Genomic DNA, 20,047 nt, shown 5'->3' on the forward strand with positions numbered 1-20,047 from the left:
CATCGACACCGACCACTGTTCGAACCGGCATTGCCGGGAGCAAATCCGACGAGGAAACGCTCGGTCGGGGCATACCCAGGGGCTTGACGGCACGCATCGCCGCCTGGTCGGCAACAGGTCTCGTCGCCTACGTCGAGGCGGAGTACTTCGGCGGGGCCGGCGAGCAGCATGCCGCGGTCCGGGACGGGGGCACTGTCACCCTGGGACCGCTGCACCTCCCCGAAGGAGAGCCGCTTCCCGAAGACGGCGGGCCGATCTCCCAGGCCCTTCGGGGTCTCGGGGTCGCGAAGGGCCACGCCCACGACGAGTTCGAAGCTGCCGGCCTGCACCGCCACCGTCACACCGAGGACTGGGCGTCGCCCGCATAGCCGCCGGCGCCGCCGCACCCGTTGCACAGCAGCACAACCTCCGCGGTCGGGTGGCCGACCGCTGCGACAAGACCGCCCTCCTCCGTCTCCCGGACTCCACCTCTCGCCTCTCACCTCTCCACCATCTTCATCTGGTCAGCAAGGTGCTCCGGGGGAAACGCCCGAGGAGAGGACCCGGGAAACGCCCCGACCGGGCTGCGGACGCTGTCGCGGAAGGGGCGGTCACCGGCTCTCACGCCGCGGCGCGGTCGCCAGCACGGGCCGGACGACGCCTTCCGCGTCCCGCGCGGTACCGGCGCCGATCCACTGATCCCCGTACACCCACGCCCGTATCGTCACGGCTCGGCCTTCGAGAAGGCCGAGCAGAGCCGCGCCGCAGAGGTCGTTCGCGGTCGGGTCCCTCAAGCCGTCCAGGACGAGGGTGCGAGGTGCCCCGTGATGGTCCGCCAGTGACTCGACGAGCGTATGCGGGTCGATGCCCAGAGGCAGGTACGAGTACCCCCCGCCCGGGGCGGTGTGCCGGGTCAGCAGGTCGTTGAGCATCGGTCCGGTAAAGCTCCGTGACGGACAGTGAAGCGCGCGCCACTGACAACGGGCTCACCGGGCCCGGCCCCGCGCATCGCCGACCGACCGTGACGTGGGTGCGTGGGTGCGTGGGTAATGTTCAGGGGTGCCGACAGGGCCCTGGCGCCATCCCCTGCACGGTGGAGGAGATCACCAGGTCCACACTCCGGCCTTTCGGCCGATGTCACCAGCCGCTGCTGACCGGCAGCAACTGGTGGGGCCCGGTTCGCCGTGTCAGGAAGGCCGGTGGGTCTCATTTCCGGGAGACGTGCGGGAGAACCAGGTCCGCGTCTCGTCCGCGGTCAGGACGCGGGTCAGCTCGGCCGTGCCGGGGAGATGCGGGAAGAACCGGTCGGCGTTCCAACTGCGCTGATATGTCGGTTCGTCGAGCACCAGCAGGCGGCGTCCCTCCACCACGGGGATGTCGTCGGGCAGCCCCTCGTTCCAGATCCGCTCGCCGTTCGGGGCGAGGAGTTCGAAGGCGCCGGTCGCGACGGTCCCGGTGCGTCCGCGTGCGGGCTCGGGGTCCGTGGCCAGGCGGACGCTCTCCGCCGAGGGCTTGGCGCCGGGCACGTGGCCGCCGCCGACGAGGACGTGGGCGAGCAGCGTGTGCAACTGGAAGTTGTCCCCGATGCCGCCGATGCGTATCTCGAACCCGGTCCCGGTGGGCCTGTGCAGCACCACAAGGGGCTCGTCGTCCAGTACCGCCGACGCGTACGCCAGGCATTTGAGATCGTGCCGCTCCAGGGCCGCCAGGTCCAGGCAGGCGGGGAGGATCGCGGATCCGTATGCGCGGCGTACCTCGGCGCTGCGGCACAGCACGGCCAGCGCGGGAGGCTGCCACTCCTCGATCGAGCACCAGGCCAGCGCCAGTCGCGTCGCCTCGTGGACATCGCCACCGAGGCGGGCCAGGAGCGCGTCTTCAATGATCTTCTCGTCCGGCTCCGGCAGTTCGTCCTCTGCCGCGCCGGTGGCGGTCCAGCGCCGGGCGAACTCCAGGGCGTCGACCAGGTCCTGCCGGACAGCGCCGAGGATCGGCTCGGCACAGGCCACCGGATCGGCCCCGCGTTCGACGCAGAAGCCGGCCGCCATGGCCAGCATCGGCCGCGGACCGGTGGGCGGGAAGCCGGGAAGCAACGCCGCCAACCGGGGCCCTGCCAGGACGAGTTCGGCGTCCGACGCCGACTGCACAGTGCGCATCATCGCGGTGAAGGCAGGCCCGGTGCGCTCGCCGTCGCGAGCGGCCACCGCTCCCTCCAGCTCGGTCACGATGGCGGCGAAGTCCGAAGCGTTCCGCTTCTTCTTGAAGATCACCAGCACACCTTAGGCCCGAGGCCGACGCGGCGTCACCCGACCGAGACGGGCCGAATCCAGCGGAGCGCCGACTGATGTCGGACCAGCGGGCGACTCCCGCCATGGCGCGAGCGCCTGATCGTCGACGTCAGGCGACCATCGGGCCGGGCCGCCTCGCAGCGGACCTGATCCGCGAGGCGGGCGGCGGCCCGATCACGGTGGCGGCACACGAGCGACGCGCTGCCTCCGGTCTCCAGCCTCCGCCTTCCAGCCTGCGGCATCGGGTTGCCGTACGACGTGCTGGACGACGGTCTGCGGAGCAGAGCCCGGGCGGTCACCCGACCCGGACACCCGATCCGGTCACCCAGGCCGGTCAACCAGGCCGGTCACCCCGCCCGGACTCCCCGGCCGGTCTACCCGCCCTCGACACGGGCTTCCTCCCGGTGACCGCGCTGGGCCGGTGGCAGCGTGCCTCGTGTCTGCTCGTGGGGGCTTGTCGTCTCGTCGGTCGCGGGGCGCAGGCATTCGATGAGGTAGTCGCCGGTGTCGGGGTCGAGGGTCACGCCGTGGGTTTCGCTGCGGAAGCCGGGAAAGCGCCGGTCGAAGGACTCGAGGGCGGAGAGGTAGCGCAGCAGCGGGCCGTCGGCGGCGCCGCAGTTCTCGCCGGGCATCAGGACGGGGATGCCGGGCGGGGTGACGGTGATCATGGCTGCGGCCACCTGGCCCGGCGCCTCACTCAGCCTTACCCGGTGGGTACCGCCGCGGATCAGGCGCTGGTAGCACGGCCCGGGTGGAGTGACCGGTTCCGGCAGCTCCTGGAAGGCGGTGTCCAGCAGGTCGACGAGACCGACGGAGCGCAGGTGGTCGTGCATCTCCTGGCACAGCTCGCGCAGGGTCAGGCCGGCGTAGCGCCTGGGGTGTTCGGCGACCAGGGCCGGCAGGGCCCGGTCGAGGGGGGCGTCCTGGTCGTAGAGGGCCTTGAAGTCCATCAGGGCGTCGAGGAGGGTGCCCCACTTGCCCTTGGTGATGCCCATGGAGAACAGGACGAGCGTCGTGTAGCTGTCGGTCTTCTCCACGACGATGTGACGGGTGGCCAGGTACGCGGTGAGCACCCGTGCCGGGATGCCCCACTCGCCGGTCGTGCCGCTCGCGTCGATGCCCGGGCAGGTCAGGGTGACCTTGATCGGGTCGAGCATGCAGTAGCCGTCGGTCAGACCCGGGAAACCGTGCCAGGCGGCGCCGGGTTCCAGGTGCCAGCAGGCCGGTTCGGTGCGCAGCAGGTCGGGCGGGGCCTCGTCGAACGGCAGCCGGGCGCCGGTGCTCGGGTCGGTGACCGCGTCGGGCTGCCAGACGCCGAAGAACCACGGCGGTCGGTCGCCGGCCTCCTCGACCCGGCGCCGGATACGGACCATCTCCTGGCGGAAGCGGACCGCTTCGGTCACAGCCTCGTCGATCAGCCAGCGGCCCTGCGGCCCGTCCATCATCGCCGTCGCCACGTCCAGCGAGGCGATCATCGGATAGAGCGGGGAGGTCGTGCCGTGCATCATGAGCGCCTCGTTGAACCGGTCGTGCTCGACGGGCGCTCTGGGTGCGGGCTTGACGTGGATCATGGCGCTCTGCGAGAGCGCGGCCAGCAGTTTGTGGGTGGACTGGGTGGCGAAGACGGTCGGCCGGTCCGCACCGGGGAAGGTCACCTCGTCCACGGACATGCCGTACCGGCCGGCGTAGAGCGGGTGGAAGCGGGCGTACGCGAACCAGGCCTCGTCGAAGTGCAGCCTGGGCGTGCTCGCGGCGAGCGCCTGTGCCGCAGCCGGGGCGTCATAACACAGGCCGTCGTACGTGGAGTTGGTGAAGACGGCGTACTGGGGGTGCGGCGAGACCGCACCCGAGGTCAGCGGGTTGGCGGCGACCCGGGCCGCGACCGATTCCGCCGCGAGCTCCGCCGGGGGCAGCGGTCCCGCCAGGCCGTAACCGTTGCGGGTGGGGATCAGGTAGACGGGGCGGGCGCCGGAGACGACCAGCCCGTGCAGCACCGACTTGTGGCAGTTGCGGTCCACCAGCGCGATCTCGTCGCGGGTGACGCTGAAGTGGCCGACCACGCGGTTGCAGGTGGAGTCGCCGTGCAGCACGAAGTAGGTGAGACCGGCGCCGAAGACCCGGGCGGCGTTGCGTTCCGCCTCGCCGATCGGGCCGGTGTGCTCGAACAGCGAGCCGAGCTCCCCCACGGAGATCGACAGATCACTGCGCAGCAGGCGTTCCCCGAAGTAGTCGTGGAAGGCCCGGCCCGCGGGTGACTTCAGCAGAGCGACGCCGCCGGAGTGGGCCGGGGTGTGCCAGGAGTACTCGTGCGCGTCGTCGAAGCGGCGCAGCGCACGGAAGAAGGGCGGCAGGACGGCGTCCTGGTAGGTGCGCGCGGCGGTGGTGATCCGGCCCGCGATGAACCCGGGAGTGTCCTCCAGGGGCCACACGTATCCCACGACCGACTCCGACACCCACAGCGGCAGGTCCCGTACGCCGTCGTCGCTCATGACCAGGAAGACGGGAAGGTCCTGGAACCGCCGGCCGAGGGAGCGCAGGACGGCGGCGCCGCCGGGCTCGTCGTCCGCGCCTTCCGGGCCCGGCAGCTCCCAGGCGACGAGGGCGGCGGTCAGACCCGCCTCCGTCCGCAGTACCGCCTCCGCGTCCGCGACACCCGCCGCCCACCGGATGTCGAATCCCTTCTTCTCGATGGCCTCACCGATGCGCGCCAGCTGCCCGGCTCCGGCCCCCTCGTCCCGTGGACGTTCCCGTACCGCGACCAAGATCCTGCTGTCCGCCATGAGATCCCTTCCGGCGGCGCGCGCCGCCTTCCGGCTCAGTGTCCGAGCAGACCGGCCGCCACCCGCAGCTGCACGGTCGCAAACCGCCCGCAGGACGGAATGTGCGAGCTCGGGCTTTACCCGCCGGGCCGCACAGGGGTCGGGTGCCTGCGGCTGTTGCCGATCGCCCTCTCGCCACGCGGCCGGTCCGCGTCGCCCTCGGCGACCGGGACCCTTCCCTGGGAGAGGCCTTCTCGGTGGGACGTCTGTCCTCTGTTCGCACACGGCGCAGCCTGGCCGACAGGTGCCTGTTCGGGCGGGTCCCGTGGGCCGACACTGGCCCCTGACATCAACCGGCTGGGGGGCCAATGACGGTGCCGACAGAAGAGGACGTCCTCGACGTCTACAGCGACTTCATCCAACGCTTCCAGAGCCTCGCGCTCGCCCATGAGCGCAGCTACCCGGCCGCCGTCCACGTGAGATCGGCCCGGGAGTTGCTGGACAGCGCCCGCCATCTCATGGAAGTCCTGGACCAGCAGCCACGCGCTGTCGTCCGGGGACCGATGCCGGCGGCCAGGGAGATCGCCACCGCGCTGCGCATCGCCGTACCCAGCCTGCTGGTCCACGCGGGCTACGCCACTCCCCCGCTGCCCGCCCTGCACATCGTTCTCACCCAGCTGATCCAGGCGACCCACTACCTGCACCAGGCAAGCCGACCCCACCCTCGGTGGCGACAGCCCGAGTTCGTGGAACCGCATCGCGGCAGACTCCAGGACGCCCTCTCCGTGCTCGCGGAGATCAGCGGCACCCTCACCGGCGATCGCACCGCGTACCCCACAGTCCCGCCCGCTTCACGTCGGAGTGCGGTCGTGCAGGGCGTGCTGCGCGTCTCGCGCCGCCTGCTGCCCTTCTTCACGTCCGCCACCGCCGTGGCCTGCGCGCCGCTGCTGCTGCCCGAGGCGGGCGGCGTGATCGGCGCGCTGGCCTCCGTCGGGTCATCCCTCGCCGGCATCCTTCTGCCCAGCGCCGACGACCTCATGGAGGCCTTCAACGACCAGCCTGATCCCGTGACCGTGCCACAGACCCACCTGCTGACCGTGGCCGCGGACCAGGCGTTGCAGGAAGCCGAGTCGTACCTCCCGCCTCCCACGGACGACTCACGGCAGCAATGGGCCCATTGGGCCTGCCAAGCCGCCGAACACCACCTCGACGCCCTTCTGGACGAGGCAGGCGATATCGACCTCACCACGACTCTCGACACCCTCCGCGTACGAGTCAATCAGGTACGCGACACACTCGACTTCCCGCCGGCCGGTCTCAGAGACATCAGGACACGACTCCCCACGCGACGCGTACGCAAGAAGCCCGAGCAAGAACTTCGCCCCGAAGCCGAACCGAAACCCGAACCACCTGAGCCACCCCGACCGGGCTCCAGCGAACCGGACGTCAGAAGGCCGCCCGAACCAGGCTCACCTGGCGCAACCTTCCTGTGAGCGTCCGGCAGGCCGTCGGCCCGCGTTCGGCTCGGGCGGGGCGGCCGACCGCGCTCCGAGCACGGCGCGCGCGGCAGACCGCTTGCCGAGCACGCGCGCCGTGCGGTCGGAGTCCGCCGGGGACGCTGCTCGGCGACGGCGGGCAGCGGCTCCGTCATACGGGTTCGACGGTCGTCCGGCGTTACGGCGAAGCCTCCCGGGCGCGGTCCGACGCCGGTTCGGCGGCTACGGGCAGAACGGTGTGACCGGCTACCGCGAGATCGACGGGTTCCGCCTCGGCGCTCTCGCCGAGGAAGCCGCCCGACTGGTGCTGCCACAGCTTGGCGTAGGCGCCGTCCGCGGCGAGGAGTGCCGCGTGGCTGCCCTCCTCCACGACCCTGCCGCGGTCGAGGACGACGAGACGGTCCATACCGGCGACCGTGCTCAGACGGTGGGCGACCACCAGGGCCGTGCGCCCCCGCATCAGCCGCCACAGGGCGTCCTGGACGAGGATCTCGCTCTCCGAGTCCAGCGCGCTGGTCGCCTCGTCGAGCAACAGGATCGGGGCGTCGCGCAGGATGGCCCTGGCGAGGGCGACCCGTTGGCGCTGGCCACCGGACAGTTTCACTCCCCTCTCCCCCACCAGGGTCGCGAATCCGGCCGGGAGCTGGTCGGCGAACTCGGTGACGTGCGCCGCCTCGGCCGCGGCATGGATCTCCGCGTCCGTGGCGTCGGGCCGGGCGAACGCGATGTTGTCCCGCAGGCTGCGGTGGAACATCGCGGGCTCCTGCGGGACGTAGGAGATCAGTGAGCGCAGGTCGGCCTGGCGCAGGCGGCTGATGTCCTGACCGCCGATCAGGATGCGTCCGCCGTCGATGTCCGCCATGCGCAGCAGGAGCCGGGTCAGGGTGGTCTTGCCGCCGCCCGACCTGCCGACCAGACCGATCCGCGCACCGCCGGGCACATCGAGGTCGAGGCCCTGGAAGATCGGCTTCGCACCACTGTGGGCGAACGTCACCGACTCGAACCGCACGCACGAGCCCTGCGGCGCGAGAGGTTCGGGTTCCGCCACGTCGAGCACGGTCGGCGGGCGCAGCAGGAGCTCCGTGAACTGAGCCGCCTCCGTCATCGAGTTCTCCAGACGCCGGTAGATCTGGTTGAACTCGAACATGATCTGCGTCGCGTTGGAGTAGTAGGTGAAGGCGACCACGATCTCCTCCACCCCCTGGCCCGAGCCGCCGAAGGCGATGGCGACCAACAGGCCCAGCACGTTGGTGAGCACCGACATCGGAGCCACCAAGGTGTCGACGCGCAGGTTGCCGTAGTCCCACGACTGCAACGTCAGACACCGGGAGTCCGCGACGCGGCTGCGGTGTTCGTCGGCCTCCCGCTGCTCGGCCGCGAATGCCCGGATGGTCTCCATGTTCATGAGACTGTCGGCGACGTGCCCGGAGACCCGGGCGATCGCGGCCTCACGATCGTTGACGAGCGCCTGACGGCGGCGGATCAGGGGTGTCGCGACGACCACGGTCAGCGCGATCATCACGAGGAGGCCCACGACGAGCATCGGTTCGTAGTGCCACAGCACCACGGCGCCGAACACCAGCGGCACGAGGCTGCCCACGATCCGGTACGTCACGGTGTCGACGAAGTCCTCGAAACGCTTGCCGAAGCTCAGCACCCTCTTGGTCAGGGAGCCGGCGAAGTTGTCGTGGAAGAACGCCGCGTCCTGGGTGAAGAGTTCGTCCATGCCGATGACGTACAGATGCTCCATGCCCAGGGCGTCCACGCGGTTCAGGCAGTGCTGCCCGATGCGCCATACCGTCTCGGCGAGCAGCAGCACCACGCCGAAGCCCAGTACGTACGGCAGAGCGGAGGCGAGCGTGAGTCCCCCGTCGTCGGCCGCCTGCCCCGCCAGTTTGGCGATCAGCAGCGGGGCGATGTAGCGGGTCCCGATGTTGCCGACGGCCGGCAGGAGCAGGGCGGGCAGGGCCAGCCGTCGTAATCGGAAGAGCTCCCGGTTGTAGTAGCGCAAGGCGAGAACGAACGCGCTCCTGCCCGGCGTCGGTCCGTGCGGATCGATTTTCCCCATGACACCCCCGGTGTGAGAAGACGGAAGTCTCCCCTCCGAAGCGGGCGACGGTCCAGGCATTTACCACGGAAGGGTGATAACAGGACACCGCGGACGGCCGGATGGGGTGCTGCTCGGGCCGGTCAGCCGCTCCCGGGGGTTCGACCTCGGTGCGCGGTGGGTTCCCCGCCGTCAGCCCAGAACCAACTGAGCGTTCGGTAATACCAAAGGAGCGCGATCGCCGATCCGCCAACTCCTCTTGCCGCTGGGGTATTTGTGGCTTCACACTGGGCCGGTGACATCGGGTCGGACGCCGTACACCGGTTCTTCCTTATCGATCGCTCAGCAGGCAGCAGGGCGGCGACGATCGAGGCTGCCCTCTCGACCGCGAGGACCGGCACGGGCCGTCGGCACCGGCAACCGGCCGCTCGTCCCGGCCCGGCGACATCCCGCAGTCTCACCTTCATGGTTCAGCACCGACGAGAGGACACCCAGCATGGACAGGCTCGAGGCCCGCGCCCGGTTCCACGAACTCCGCAAGGCGGACGACCTGGTCGCCGCCGTTGAACTCGACGAGATCTGGGCGGCGTTGGCGACCGCCCGTCCCGAAGACATACTCGGCGGGTGGAAGGGCGGCGAGTTCCGCACCGGCCACCCCCTCGAGGGCATGCTGGCGGAGGCCTCCTGGTACGGCAAGACGTTCGCCGCCGTACACGACGCCAAGCCGCTGATGTGCCGGAACGAGGCGGGTGAGCTGTACTCCAACATCGAACTCGGCCAGGGCGAGGCCAGTCTGTGGACCGTCGAGTTCCGCGGCGAGTCGACGGCCACGATGGTCTACGACGGCCGACCGGTCCTCGACCATTTCAAGTGGGTGGACGACACCACGCTGATGGGGATCATGAACGGCAAGGGGATCCCCGCCGAGGGCCCCTTCTACTACTTCTTCCTCGAGCGCGCCCCCGAGCCCCCGCACGGGAGTCCCCGTGCCGGAGAGGGCGCGTGAGGCGCGTCCGCGCCGCGGTCACGCAGGAACCGGGCGCCGGGTTCACCCTGCGGGACGTGGACCTGGACGACCCGCGGACGCGCGAAGTACTGGTGAGGATGACCGCGGTCGGCATCTGCCACACCGACCTCGGCATGCGGAACACCTGGCCCCGGCGGCTCACCCCGATGGTCTTCGGCCACGAAGGCGCCGGCCGGGTCGAGGCGGTGGGCGCGGAGGTGACCGGCCTCGCGGCGGGGGACCATGTCTGCCTCACCTTCGCCAGTTGCGGCGTCTGCGAGGAGTGCGCGGCGGGCCACCCGGCCTACTGCCACGCCGCGCAGGCCCTGAACCTCTCCGGTGGACGCGAGGACGGCACCACCGCGCTCTCGCTCGACGGCGCACCGCTCCACGGCGCCTTCTTCGGCCAGTCCAGCTTCGCCACGCACGCCGTCGTGCACGAACGCGGCGTGGTCAAGGTGCCCTCCGACCTGCCGGCCGCGGTCGCGGCGCCGCTGGGCTGCGGCGGTCAGACGGGCGCGGGTACGGTGCTCAACCGGCTGCGCCCCGAACCGGGTTCCTCGCTGGTCGTGCTGGGCGCGGGCGGGGTTGGCCTGAGCGCGCTGATGGCCGCGGTGGCCGTGGGCTGCGACCCGGTGGTGGCCGTCGACCCGGTCGCCTCACGCCGCGCCCTGGCCACCGGACTCGGCGCGAAGGCGGCCCTGGCTCCCGGGAACGGTCTGGTGGCGGCGTTGCGCGACCTCACCGGCGGTGGCGCGCACCACGTCGTCGAGACCACCGGCCGTCCGGAGATGGCCCGCCGAGCCGTCGGCATGCTGCGCCCGCGCGGCGGACTCGCCCTGCTCGGCCTCGGCGGGGAAGTGACGTTCGACGTGATGGGCCTGCTCGCCCAGGGCGTCCGCGTCCACGGGGTGATCGAGGGTGACTCCGACCCGGGCCGCTTCCTCCCCGAGCTGATCGGCCTGCACCGGCGTGGCCTCTTCCCGCTCGACCGGCTGGTCACCACGTTCCCGTTCGAGGACATCGGCCCGGCCGTGGCCGCCATGGAGGACGGCAGCGTGGTCAAGCCGGTCCTCACCTTCACCTGACACGGGCGCAGCGGCCGGCCGCCGTGCGGGCACGGGGCGCGAGGGCGAGTCCGGCACCCGGAACGGCGGTGCGGTCCCGGCCGCCGTCCTGGTCGGATGCCGAAGCCGCCTGTTGCCGCCGCCCGGCTGCCGCCTGGGCGCGCGGCAGGCACGGCAGACGGGGCAGGCAGCAGGCAGCAGGCAGCAGGCAGCAGGAGCCTTCACCTCGCGGGCGAGCAAGCACCAGGGAAGTCAGTCCCCAGGCACGTCCCTGTGCGGTCCGCGCCGAGGGAGCCCGGCCCCCTGACGGCGTGTGATTGACTCGTCCGCATGGCCTCCGCCTCCCCACCTGCCCGTTCGTCCGCGACCGCCGATCCGACCGCGGCCGCTCGGCCGCGCAACCGCAAGCAGCTCATCGTCGAGGCGGCCGGGCGGGTCTTCAGCGAGCGCGGCTACCACACGGCGTCCATGGAGGAGGTGGCCGCCGGCGTGGGCATCTCGGCGGCCGCCCTGTACCGGCACTTCCCGAACAAGTACGCGCTCTTCGCCGAGTGCGCGGACGTCATGGTGGACGGGCTGGTCGCCGCGCTCGACGAGGTGCCGCCCGGGGCGACCTTGGCGGAGGTGCTCACCGCCGTCACGCGCATCACCGTCGCTCATCGCGCGTCGGGCGGCCTGTACCGGTGGGAGGCCCGGTACCTGAGCCGCGAGGACCGGCGGCGTCTCGGGGCGAAGTTCGGTCAGCTCGTCGAGCGGGTCGACGAGGCGGTGCAGCGCGAGTACCCGCGGTCAGACGGGCGCCTGCGGGCCATGGCGGCTCTGGGTGCGATCGGGTCCATCACGATGCACCACACCTCCATCGCCGGGCGCCGCGCCGAGGAACTGCTGCTGGCGTCCGCGCTGGGCGTGGCCGCGAGTGATCCCTCGGCGGGACGGCGGGGCGCGCGTCCCGTGGCACTGCCCGCCCGGCCGGTGCCGCGCACGCGTCGCGCGGAGATCCTGGCGGCCTCCATCCCGCTGTTCGCCCGGGACGGCTTCGCCAGCGTGACGAACGGACAGATCGCGGAGGCGGTGGGGCTGACCCCGTCCGCGCTCTACCGTCACTACCCGGGCAAGATCGACATCCTGGCGGCGGCATGCCTCCAGGCGGCGGGTCTGCTGGCCCAGGGGGTCGAGCAGAGTCTGCACGAGGTGGGCGGCCCGCACGACGCCGTCGTCGCGCTGGCAGCGACGTATGTGGCGTACAGCTTCGAACACACCGAGCTCAACAGCGTCGCCGAGGCCGAGCTCGCCGGTTTGCCGGCCGGCCAGCGGCGGCCCGTGGTCCTGGCGCAGCGGGAACACATCGCCGTCTGGGAGCAGCAGTTGCGGCTGGTCCGTCCCGAGCTGGACCCGCGCCAGGCCCGGGTGCTGGTGCACGCGGGGTTCGGCGTGGTGGTCGAGGCGGGACGCAGGCTGCGGTGGCAGGACAGCCCCGGCCATCGTGAGGCCGTGACCGCTCTGATCCTGGGCGCTCTGGGTCTGTGAGAGGCCGTCGGACCCGCCCGCGGCGAGGCGCCGAGTCGTCGAGCGCGTCGTGCGCGCGGCACCCCGGTGCCCGCCCCTCGGCCCGTCCGGCGCGGGGGCGGGCAGGTGAGTTCGGTGCGACGGCTCAGCCCGCCCGGTTTCCGGTGGGGATCGTGATGGGGGTGGTGGTCCCGGAGGAGCCCTTGTTGAGGAACAGCATGCCCAGGGCGCGCACGAACTGGTCGAACAGGTAGAAGGTGGCGGGCATGACGGGCGACAGCCCCTCGCGGAAGAGGATGAACGCCGGCCACGCGGTGCGGACCAGCGCCGCCGACGCGTAGTCGCGTTTCAGTCCCAGCCAGTCCCCGACCTCGTCGCTGAGGACGTAGCGCACGAACTCGTTCAGGAACCCGCGGGTGACGCCGAGGTCGATCTGCGCGGTGAGACCGAGCAGATCCTCGGCCAGTGCGATGCCCTCGGTCGACGGGGTGAGGATCGGCGTGAGCACCTGCGCCGACTGCTTCTCGGCGGCCGCCCACGTCTGGGGGATGTGCTCGTACGGCACACCGAGCAGGTTGATGGCGACCTGCCACGAGTGCAGGAACGCCTCCTGGTCCGCGGCGGGGAACGGGATCTTCCAGTCGAGCAGCTTCCTGTATACGTAGGTGCCCAGGCTGTGGAAGGTGACCAGGATGTCGGCGGCGCTGATCGGGACGGTCTCGTCGGCGACCGCCCGCCAGTGCGGCGACTGCGGCAGCAGGTGCCGCACCGCTGCGTGCACGACGCGCGTCTTGTTGGCGGTGACGACGAACTGTCCCGTCGGCTCGAAGGCTCCCAGCTGGGACAGGTCGTAGCCGAAGGTGAACGTCTTGGCCGCGCGGTCCTGCATGTCGGCGCCGCCGGCGGACCAGTAGACGCTCTTGGCCTCGCGCGGGATCACGGTGCTCATGATTCCGCTGCCGAGGCCGTACAGCATGAAGAGGTAGGTGTCCCTGCGCCGGTTGAAGTCGGCGGCGCGGGCCAGCTTGGCGGGGTCGGCCCAGGAGGGCAGCCGGTTGACCTGCCGCAGGTACGCGGCGAACTCGGTCGGCAGGCCGCTGGGCAGTGGGTCGTCGTTGTTGACCCACGACGCCCACGCGGTGTTGATCGCGGGCACGTGGCCGTTGTCGAGCATCGAGACCATCAGCGGGTCGGCCGCGTCGTCCCAGATCCATCGCGGATCCGTTCCCGCGGCTGCTCCGGCCACCGGACCGGACGCCGCCCACGCCTGGCCGGAGTTGGCCGCCCCGACGAGGCCGAGGGCGACGCCGAGGGACAGGATCTTTCTCCTGCTGAGATTCTCCATTTACTTACCTGCTTCCCTGATGGGGCCAGATGGTTCCAGCTGCTTCGCAGGTGTGCCGGTTGTGCGTCCCATGCGTGATGCACCTTGTCGCACGCATGTGATTTTCGATTAACATAGCGAGGTGTGTTGCCGTCGGCAATGGTGGTGACCGAGGGCTCGTCGCCGCTCCGGGCGCAGGGTCGTCCGCCCGCACCCCGTCGGCAGGACTTCAGGCGGCGTCCCGGCAGCCACGGCTCCGCCCGCGGGCGACGCCGTGACGCAGGACGGTGTTCGACGGGTCGTCAGGGCCTACGCGCGAGCGGAGGGGGGACGCGGGCGGAACGTGGGGTGGCGAAACGGCGCGATGAGCCGGCTTGCCCGGGACGCGGTCCCGGGCAGGCACGCCGCGCAGCCGGACCCGGCCGAGCCGGCGCCCTCCGGATGCCCGGCGCGCCGCGGGGCCGTCGTCGTCCTACGGCGTTTCCGGCGCGGTGCGGGCCACGTAGACGGTGTTGGTCGAGGTGCGCCCCTGGAGGGGGTTGTCGAAGTCGACGACGTGAGCCGCCGTCCGGGCGAAGACCTCGGTGAGCGCGGAGGTGAACTCCTCGTCCGGCGGGTCGTTCGACCACAGGGCGAACACCCCGCCCGGGTGGAGGTGCGCGGCGAGGGCACGGAGTCCGGCGGGCCGGTAGAGGGCCGCGTTGCGTGGATGGAGCACATGGCGCGGTGAGTGGTCGACGTCCAGCAGCACGGCGTGGAAGCGGCGGCCCGGGGCCTCGGGGTCCAGGCCGCGGGGGTCGGCGGCCAGGGCGAAGAAGTCACCGTGCGCCAGGCGGCAGCGGGGGTCCGAGGTCAGCCGGGCTCCGAGGGGTACCAGGTGCCGCTGGTGCCAGTCGATGACTGCGGCGAGCGCGTCGATGACGGTCAGCGACCGTACCCGGGGGTCGTCGAGGGCCGCCCGGGCGGTGTAGCCGAGCCCGAGTCCGCCGACGACCACGTCCAGTTCGGGATGGTCGGAGTTCGGCAGCGCGGCCAGCCCGAGTTCCGTGAGCGCGATCTCGCCGGCGGTGAAGAGGCTGGACATGAGGAACTCGTCGCCGAGCTTCACCTCGTACACGTCCTCCCCCGAGACCGGGTGGCGGCGGCGCCGCAGACTGATCTCGCCGATCGGTGTCGGCTGCCAGTCGATCTCCTCGAAGCGTAGGCCCATGCCTTCACCTTTTCTGACGTTCACGGATGCATGGGCGCCGTCGCCTCGGCGGCGACGGACGCCGCCCCGGCGCACCGGCGGGGAGCCGGGGCGGCGCGGGGCGGCCGGGCGGCGGGCCCGGTCAGGCGTCGATGATGACGGGGATGATCAGCGGCCTCCGGCGATGCGTGCGGAAGGCCCAGTTGGCCACGGCGCGCGCGACGAGCTGTTCGAGCTGGTGGCCGTCGCCGACGCCTTCCTGCGCGGCGTTGGCCAGCGTCTTCTCGATGACGGGGATGACCGGCTCGAAGGTGGTGTCGTCGTGGACGAAGCCGCGGGCCAGGAAGTCGGGGGCCTCGGCGAGGGCGCCGGTGTCGGCGTCGACGATGGCCACGACCGTGATGACGCCCTCCTGGGCGAGGGTGACCCGGTCCTTGAGGGACGCCTCGGTCGCGCCGCCGACCTCCATGCCGTCCACGTAGACGTTCCCGGCGGGCACCTTGCCGGTGATGGAGGCACGGCCGTCGACGAGATCGACGACGACGCCGTCCTCCGCGATGACGACCCGGTCGGGGTCGACGCCGGTGCGGATGGCGAGGTCGGCGTTGGCCCGCAGGTGGCGGAACTCGCCGTGGACGGGCATGACGTTGCGGGGCCGGACGATGTTGTAGCAGTAGACGAGTTCGCCGGCACTGGCGTGACCGGAGACGTGCACCTTGGCGTTGCCCTTGTGGACGACGTTGGCGCCCCACCGGGTCAAGCCGTTGATCACCCGATAGATGGCGTTCTCGTTGCCGGGGATGAGGGAGCTGGCGAGCAGGACGGTGTCGCCCTTGCCGATGCGGATCGCGTGGTCGCGGTTGGCCATCCGCGACAGGGCCGCCATCGGCTCGCCCTGGGAGCCCGTGCACACCAGGGTGATCCGGTGGTCCGGCAGCTTCTCCAGTTCCTTGGCGTTCACGACCAGGCCGGAGGGGACCTTGAGATAGCCGAGGTCACGGGCGATGCCCATGTTGCGGACCATCGAGCGCCCCACGAAGGCCACCTTGCGGCCGTGCTGGTGGGCGGCGTCCAGGACCTGCTGGATGCGGTGCACATGGCTGGCGAAGCTGGAGACGATGACCCGGCGCGGGGCGGTGCGGATCACCTGTTCGATCGCGGGGTTCAGTTCGCGTTCGGAGGTGGTGAAGCCGGGGACCTCGGCGTTGGTGGAGTCGGTGAGGAACAGGTCGACGCCCTCCTCGCCGAGGCGGGCGAAGGCGCGCAGGTCGGTGATCCGGTCGTCCAGGGGGAACTGGTCCATCTTGAAGTCGCCGGTGTGCAGCACCAGGCCTGCCGCGGTCCGCAGAGCCACCGCGAGCCCGTCCGGGATGGAGTGGTTGACGGCCACGAATTCGCAGTCGAACGGGCCGAAGCGGCGCCGATCGCCCTCGCGCACGCGCACCGTGCGGGGCCTGATCCCGTGCTCCTTGAGCTTGGCCTCGAGGAACGCGAGGGTGAGCTTGGAGCCCACGACGGGGATGTCCGCCCGCTCCCGCAGCAGGTAGGGCACGCCACCGATGTGGTCCTCGTGGCCGTGGGTGAGCACGACGGCCACGATGTCGTCCAGGCGGTCGCGGATCGAGGTGAAGTCGGGAAGGATCACGTCCACCCCGGGCTGGTTCTCCTCGGGGAACAGCACACCGCAGTCCACGATCAACAGCTTGCCGGCGTGTTCGAACACGGTCATATTGCGACCGATTTCGCCCAAGCCGCCCAAGGCGGTCACTCTCAGCCCGCCTCCGGGCAGTGGCGGGGCGGCTTTGAGTTCTGGGTGCGGATGGCTCATGACCTCACGTTACCGAATGGCCGGGCGGAGTGATCCACAACCCGCACGGTCGACGCGCGACGCGCGCCCCGCCCGGCCGCCCGGCGGACGTCTCGCGGGCCGTTCCGCACCCCCTGTGCCGGCTCCCGGTGTGTTCGCTACGACCGGTGCGACCGCAGCGCCGACAGCAGCCCCTCGGCCAGGTGGAGGGCCGGGGCCGGGCCGTCGGGTGTCGTCGTGGCCCGGACCACCGCCCGCAGCTGGGCGCCGGGACAGGTCTCGGCGTACACCTCCGCGTCGTCGGTCGCGTACGCCCGGGCCAGCGGGTCGCCGAGCGCCAGGGTGTGGGCCTCGGCGAAGGCCCGCGCGTTGGCGTCGGTGCTCAGTCGCGCGTAGGTGTGGCCGTAGGCGTCCGCCTCGGCCGGGGTGAAGGCGTTGGCCAGTGCGTGGTCGCGGGCGCCCGTGTGGGCGTCGGCGTAGCCGCCCGCCCGGTCGTAGGCCGCCTCGTACAGGCGCGGGAGCAGCGCGTCGAGCGCCGTGCGCCACGTGTCGGGGCCGGCAGGCCGGCCCTGTGCCGACGCGCGGTGCAGCTCCGTCACGGCGTCGCACCCGGCGACCTCCTCGTCGGGCGACGCGTCCGCGAGAAGCGGCAGGACCGTGTCGGCGTGCCAGAGGTGCACGACGCGCAGGCCGGTGATGCGCGGGTGTCCGTCGAGGAGGGCGTCGAGCCGGACGCCCCAGGCGTCCGCCGCGACGGCCGGGAGACGCTCGTACAGGGCGGCGGCGAGGTGCCACAGCCAGCGCGGCGGGGATGCCCCGGCCGCACCCGCGGGAGGCGCGGCGGACGGGGCGCGCAGCGCGGCGAGGAACGCCTCGGGGTCGGCGGTCGTGGTCATGGGGCACCCTTCGCTTCGGCCGTGTCCGGATCAGGCTTCGAGGCGGCTGCCGTCGACCGCCACGCGGCGGCCCTCCCGGGTGTGCGGGAAGTAGTCCCACACGGCGTGGTGCTGGACGCTGCGGTTGTCCCAGAGCACGAGGGTGCGCTCCTGCCAGCGGACCCGGCAGTGCAGCAGCGGGGTGCCGGCGATGTGCGCGTACAGCATGCCGAGCAGGGCGTCGCTCTCGGCGCGGGACAGCTGCGTGATGTGCGAGGTGTACGGGGCGTTGACGAAGAGCAGCTTGTCGCCGGTCTCCGGATGCCGGACGACGACGGGGTGTTCGGTGCGCGGGACGTCGTACTCGGGCGGCGGGGTCTGTCCCGCGGCGGTCCACGGCAGGGCTCCGTCGTGCAGGGCGGTCAGGCCTTCGAGGAAGCTCCGCATGGTCGGCGAGAGCAGTTCGTGGGCGAGGTGCATGTTGGCGAAGAGGGTGTCCCCGCCGCTGCCGCCCTCGGGGACGGTGGTGATGTACAGCAGGGAGCCGAGGGAGGGCTCGGGGTCGGCGGTGCCGTCGGCGTGCCAGCCGTTGCCCGCGACGGCGCGGGACTCCTTGGTCGCCTTGATCTCCAGGATGTACGGGTCGGACCCCTCGGGCGCGAGCGCGACGGGGTGCAGCTCGCCGAAGACGGCGGCGAACCGCTTGTGTTCCTCGGGGGTGATGTCCTGGTCCCGGAAGACCAGCACGTGGTGGGTCCGGAACGCGTGCTTGAGTTCCTTCTCCTGCTGGGGCGTCAGCTCCAGGGACAGGTCGAGTCCGGTGACCTCCGCGCCCAGGAGCGGGGTGATCGGGGCGACGGACAGGGTGTCGTAGGGCTCGGCGGGACGGGTGGTGAGCCGCTCGACGGCCTGGAGCGCGTAGTCCTGCATGAGGAACCTCCGTGGCAAGGGTGGGGCGGGTGGGGACGGGTGTGTCAGAGCCCTCGGTCGAGGAGCTCGGAGACGATCAGGCGGCCGAAGGCGAGGTTGCCGTGGATCGTGTCGTCGGCCTGGCAGAAGGCGGGACGTTGCAGACCCGTGCCGTCGGTGACGCGGGCGCGCAGGTCCACGATCTCGACGCCCCGGGCGGCGAGTTCGCCCGAGAGGACGTCCTGGGCCGCGAAGAAGACGCGCGGGTCGGACATGCCGGGCACGCGCTGGGGCGGCAGGGGGGCGAGCACCCGCAGTCCCAGCGCGGCCGTGAGGTCGTAGAAGGCGAGCGCGCCGCGGACGGTGGCCCGGACGAGGTCGGCGAAGAGCCGTCCGGAGAGGAACGCGTCCGGGACGGCGCCGTGGCGGTCGCGGTGGATGTCCCAGTTCTGCCGGGTGGCCACCGTGTGGGCGCTCAGCCCGAACGTGCACACCAGCGGAACCGCGAGTTCGCCGAGCGCGCGCGCCCCGAGGCTGTCGAGGAACTCCCGGTGGAGGCGCTCCGTCTCGGCTCCCCGGAAGGTGAGGCCGGTGGCGTCGGCGTCGAAGAAGGGGCCCAGGAAGTCCCGTCCGGAGCCGACCGGGCCACCTGCGAAGGGCAGGTCGGCGGCGCGCGCCGCGCCTCCGACGCAGCCCGCGTGGGAGTCACCGAGCAGGAGGAACCGGGCGGGGGCCGTGGTGCGGGCGGGTGCTGTAGTAGTCGAGCACGGCGTCGTCACACGCGTGGTCCTCTCCGCCGGTGGCAGGGGTGGGGGGTCGGGGCGCGGGACGCGCCGGCGCCGACCGGCCCTGGAGGGCCTCGAAGAAGTGCCGCATCACGAAGGCCACGCCGTCGGGGCGGACCGTGCGGAGGTTGGGCTCGTAGAAGGCCGCCCGGTAGGGGTGACCGGTGATGATCTCGTACGACGGGAAGTAGTCGACGGCGTCGCACTCGTCGGCGAGCTGGCCGGCCGCCGCGCGCAGCACGGACTTGGAGTGGGTGGTGGCGACGAGGGCGTGGCGGCCGGTGGCGGTCGCCGTGAGCGGCACCGGGGAGACGGTGAGGACCGTGCGCAGCCGGGGGTTGACGCCGTGGGCCAGGCCGAGCACGGCCGTGAGGTCGTCGTGGACGCGGGCGACGGTGTGCTGGTGCAGGACGTGCCGGTCGGGGTCGTAGGTGCCGCGTACGGTCCCGGGGCACATCGGCAGCACGGTGCCGCTGCGCGTGTCGTGCCAGGCCTCGGTCAGGCCGAGCGTGAAGACCAGCACGTCGGCCTTGGCGAGGGCCCTGCGGACGGCCGCGAGGGTGACCTCGCGGGAGCGCAGGACGTCCTCGGGCGAGGCGAAGCCGTCCGGTTCGACGGTGGGCCGGTAGGGGTCGTGGAAGGTCCCGTCCTCCTCCCAGACCTCCTCGGGCGGCTTCTCCTCGCCGAGGGCCCAGGCGACCCACTGGCGCAGTGCGGCGGCGGTGTAGACGTTGCCGGTGCGGAAGGAGAAGCGGCGGTAGCCGCGTGCCGACCGCTCGGCGCGGGTGAGGCCGGGGGGCGCGGGTTCGGCGTCGTACCAGTGCATGCCCTCCTCCAGCAGGGCGCGCCCGACGTGGGCGGCGAAGCAGGATCCGGCGGTGACGACGGGGTCGTCCTGGCCGATGGTGAACTTGGGCGTCCACAGGTCGGTGATGTGGAGCGGGTCGGGTTCGGCGACGGCGGTGCGCCAGAAGGACCGCGCGGGCAGGCGGGTGTAGGGGTTCGCCACGGTG

Annotated in this window: 16 protein-coding genes; 5 read left to right on the forward strand and 11 right to left on the reverse strand. The window is 71.8% G+C overall.

The annotated features are described in order from the left end of the window. Window positions 1–83: 83 nt before the first annotated feature. Window positions 84–368 carry a hypothetical protein gene (locus J2X68_RS25125; RefSeq protein ID WP_310434835.1) on the forward strand — a complete coding sequence of 95 codons (285 nt, stop codon included), beginning with the start codon at window positions 84–86 and terminating at the stop codon, window positions 366–368. Between the two features lie 222 nt (window positions 369–590). On the opposite strand, the gene J2X68_RS25130 is transcribed toward J2X68_RS25125, so the two are convergent. From J2X68_RS25130 to J2X68_RS25140, 3 genes are all read right to left on the reverse strand, one after another. After that, window positions 591–911 carry a hypothetical protein gene (locus tag J2X68_RS25130; RefSeq protein ID WP_310434836.1) on the reverse strand — a complete coding sequence of 107 codons (321 nt, stop codon included), beginning with the start codon at window positions 909–911 and terminating at the stop codon, window positions 591–593. Window positions 912–1,166: 255 nt separating this feature from the next. Beyond that, on the reverse strand, window positions 1,167–2,246 hold the full coding sequence (locus tag J2X68_RS25135; protein ID WP_310434837.1) for a hypothetical protein: 1,080 nt from the start codon (window positions 2,244–2,246) through the stop codon (window positions 1,167–1,169). Between the two features lie 392 nt (window positions 2,247–2,638). After that, window positions 2,639–5,044, reverse strand: coding sequence for an Orn/Lys/Arg decarboxylase N-terminal domain-containing protein (locus tag J2X68_RS25140; protein WP_310434838.1), 2,406 nt, complete (start codon window positions 5,042–5,044; stop codon window positions 2,639–2,641). 347 nt (window positions 5,045–5,391) lie between these two features. Between J2X68_RS25140 and J2X68_RS25145 the strand changes: the two genes are divergently transcribed. Beyond that, window positions 5,392–6,516: a hypothetical protein gene (locus J2X68_RS25145; RefSeq protein WP_310434839.1), complete on the forward strand. Its 1,125-nt coding sequence runs from the start codon at window positions 5,392–5,394 to the stop codon at window positions 6,514–6,516. 181 nt (window positions 6,517–6,697) lie between these two features. On the opposite strand, the gene J2X68_RS25150 is transcribed toward J2X68_RS25145, so the two are convergent. After that, window positions 6,698–8,587, reverse strand: a complete 1,890-nt coding sequence (locus J2X68_RS25150) for an ABC transporter ATP-binding protein (protein ID WP_310434840.1) — start codon at window positions 8,585–8,587, stop codon at window positions 6,698–6,700. A 475-nt stretch (window positions 8,588–9,062) separates the two neighbouring features. Here J2X68_RS25150 and J2X68_RS25155 point away from each other — a divergent pair, with 475 nt between their 5' ends. From J2X68_RS25155 to J2X68_RS25165, 3 genes are all read left to right on the forward strand, one after another. After that, window positions 9,063–9,572, forward strand: a complete 510-nt coding sequence (locus tag J2X68_RS25155) for a DUF4334 domain-containing protein (RefSeq protein WP_310434841.1) — start codon at window positions 9,063–9,065, stop codon at window positions 9,570–9,572. Then, entirely contained in the window at window positions 9,569–10,660 is a 1,092-nt protein-coding gene (locus J2X68_RS25160; protein WP_310434842.1) for an NAD(P)-dependent alcohol dehydrogenase, read from the forward strand. The genes J2X68_RS25155 and J2X68_RS25160 overlap by 4 nt, the downstream gene beginning before the upstream one ends. Window positions 10,661–10,969: 309 nt before the next feature. Continuing rightward, window positions 10,970–12,166 carry a TetR/AcrR family transcriptional regulator gene (locus J2X68_RS25165; RefSeq protein ID WP_310434843.1) on the forward strand — a complete coding sequence of 399 codons (1,197 nt, stop codon included), beginning with the start codon at window positions 10,970–10,972 and terminating at the stop codon, window positions 12,164–12,166. Window positions 12,167–12,290: 124 nt separating this feature from the next. On the opposite strand, the gene J2X68_RS25170 is transcribed toward J2X68_RS25165, so the two are convergent. The 7 genes from J2X68_RS25170 to J2X68_RS25200 all read right to left on the reverse strand — a co-directional run bounded on the left by J2X68_RS25170 (window position 12,291) and on the right by J2X68_RS25200 (window position 20,043). Then, complete coding sequence (locus tag J2X68_RS25170) at window positions 12,291–13,490, reverse strand: oxygenase MpaB family protein (protein ID WP_310434844.1); 1,200 nt, start codon at window positions 13,488–13,490, stop codon at window positions 12,291–12,293. 451 nt (window positions 13,491–13,941) lie between these two features. Further along, the gene (locus J2X68_RS25175; protein WP_310434845.1) at window positions 13,942–14,679 is read right to left on the reverse strand and encodes a spermidine synthase; all 738 of its coding nucleotides are present in this window, start codon (window positions 14,677–14,679) and stop codon (window positions 13,942–13,944) included. Between the two features lie 121 nt (window positions 14,680–14,800). Continuing rightward, on the reverse strand, window positions 14,801–16,486 hold the full coding sequence (locus J2X68_RS25180; protein ID WP_310434846.1) for a ribonuclease J: 1,686 nt from the start codon (window positions 16,484–16,486) through the stop codon (window positions 14,801–14,803). Window positions 16,487–16,623: 137 nt separating this feature from the next. Next, window positions 16,624–17,361, reverse strand: coding sequence for a hypothetical protein (locus J2X68_RS25185; protein WP_310434847.1), 738 nt, complete (start codon window positions 17,359–17,361; stop codon window positions 16,624–16,626). Between the two features lie 30 nt (window positions 17,362–17,391). Beyond that, window positions 17,392–18,270, reverse strand: a complete 879-nt coding sequence (locus J2X68_RS25190) for a TauD/TfdA family dioxygenase (RefSeq protein WP_310434848.1) — start codon at window positions 18,268–18,270, stop codon at window positions 17,392–17,394. 44 nt (window positions 18,271–18,314) lie between these two features. Continuing rightward, window positions 18,315–19,028: a hypothetical protein gene (locus tag J2X68_RS25195; RefSeq protein WP_310434849.1), complete on the reverse strand. Its 714-nt coding sequence runs from the start codon at window positions 19,026–19,028 to the stop codon at window positions 18,315–18,317. Continuing rightward, window positions 18,955–20,043: a GSCFA domain-containing protein gene (locus J2X68_RS25200; protein ID WP_310434850.1), complete on the reverse strand. Its 1,089-nt coding sequence runs from the start codon at window positions 20,041–20,043 to the stop codon at window positions 18,955–18,957. Before J2X68_RS25200 ends, J2X68_RS25195 begins: the two co-directional genes overlap by 74 nt. Window positions 20,044–20,047 lie beyond the last annotated feature (4 nt).

The organism is Streptomyces sp. 3330 (genome assembly GCF_031456635.1).
GTDB lineage: Bacteria > Actinomycetota > Actinomycetes > Streptomycetales > Streptomycetaceae > Streptomyces.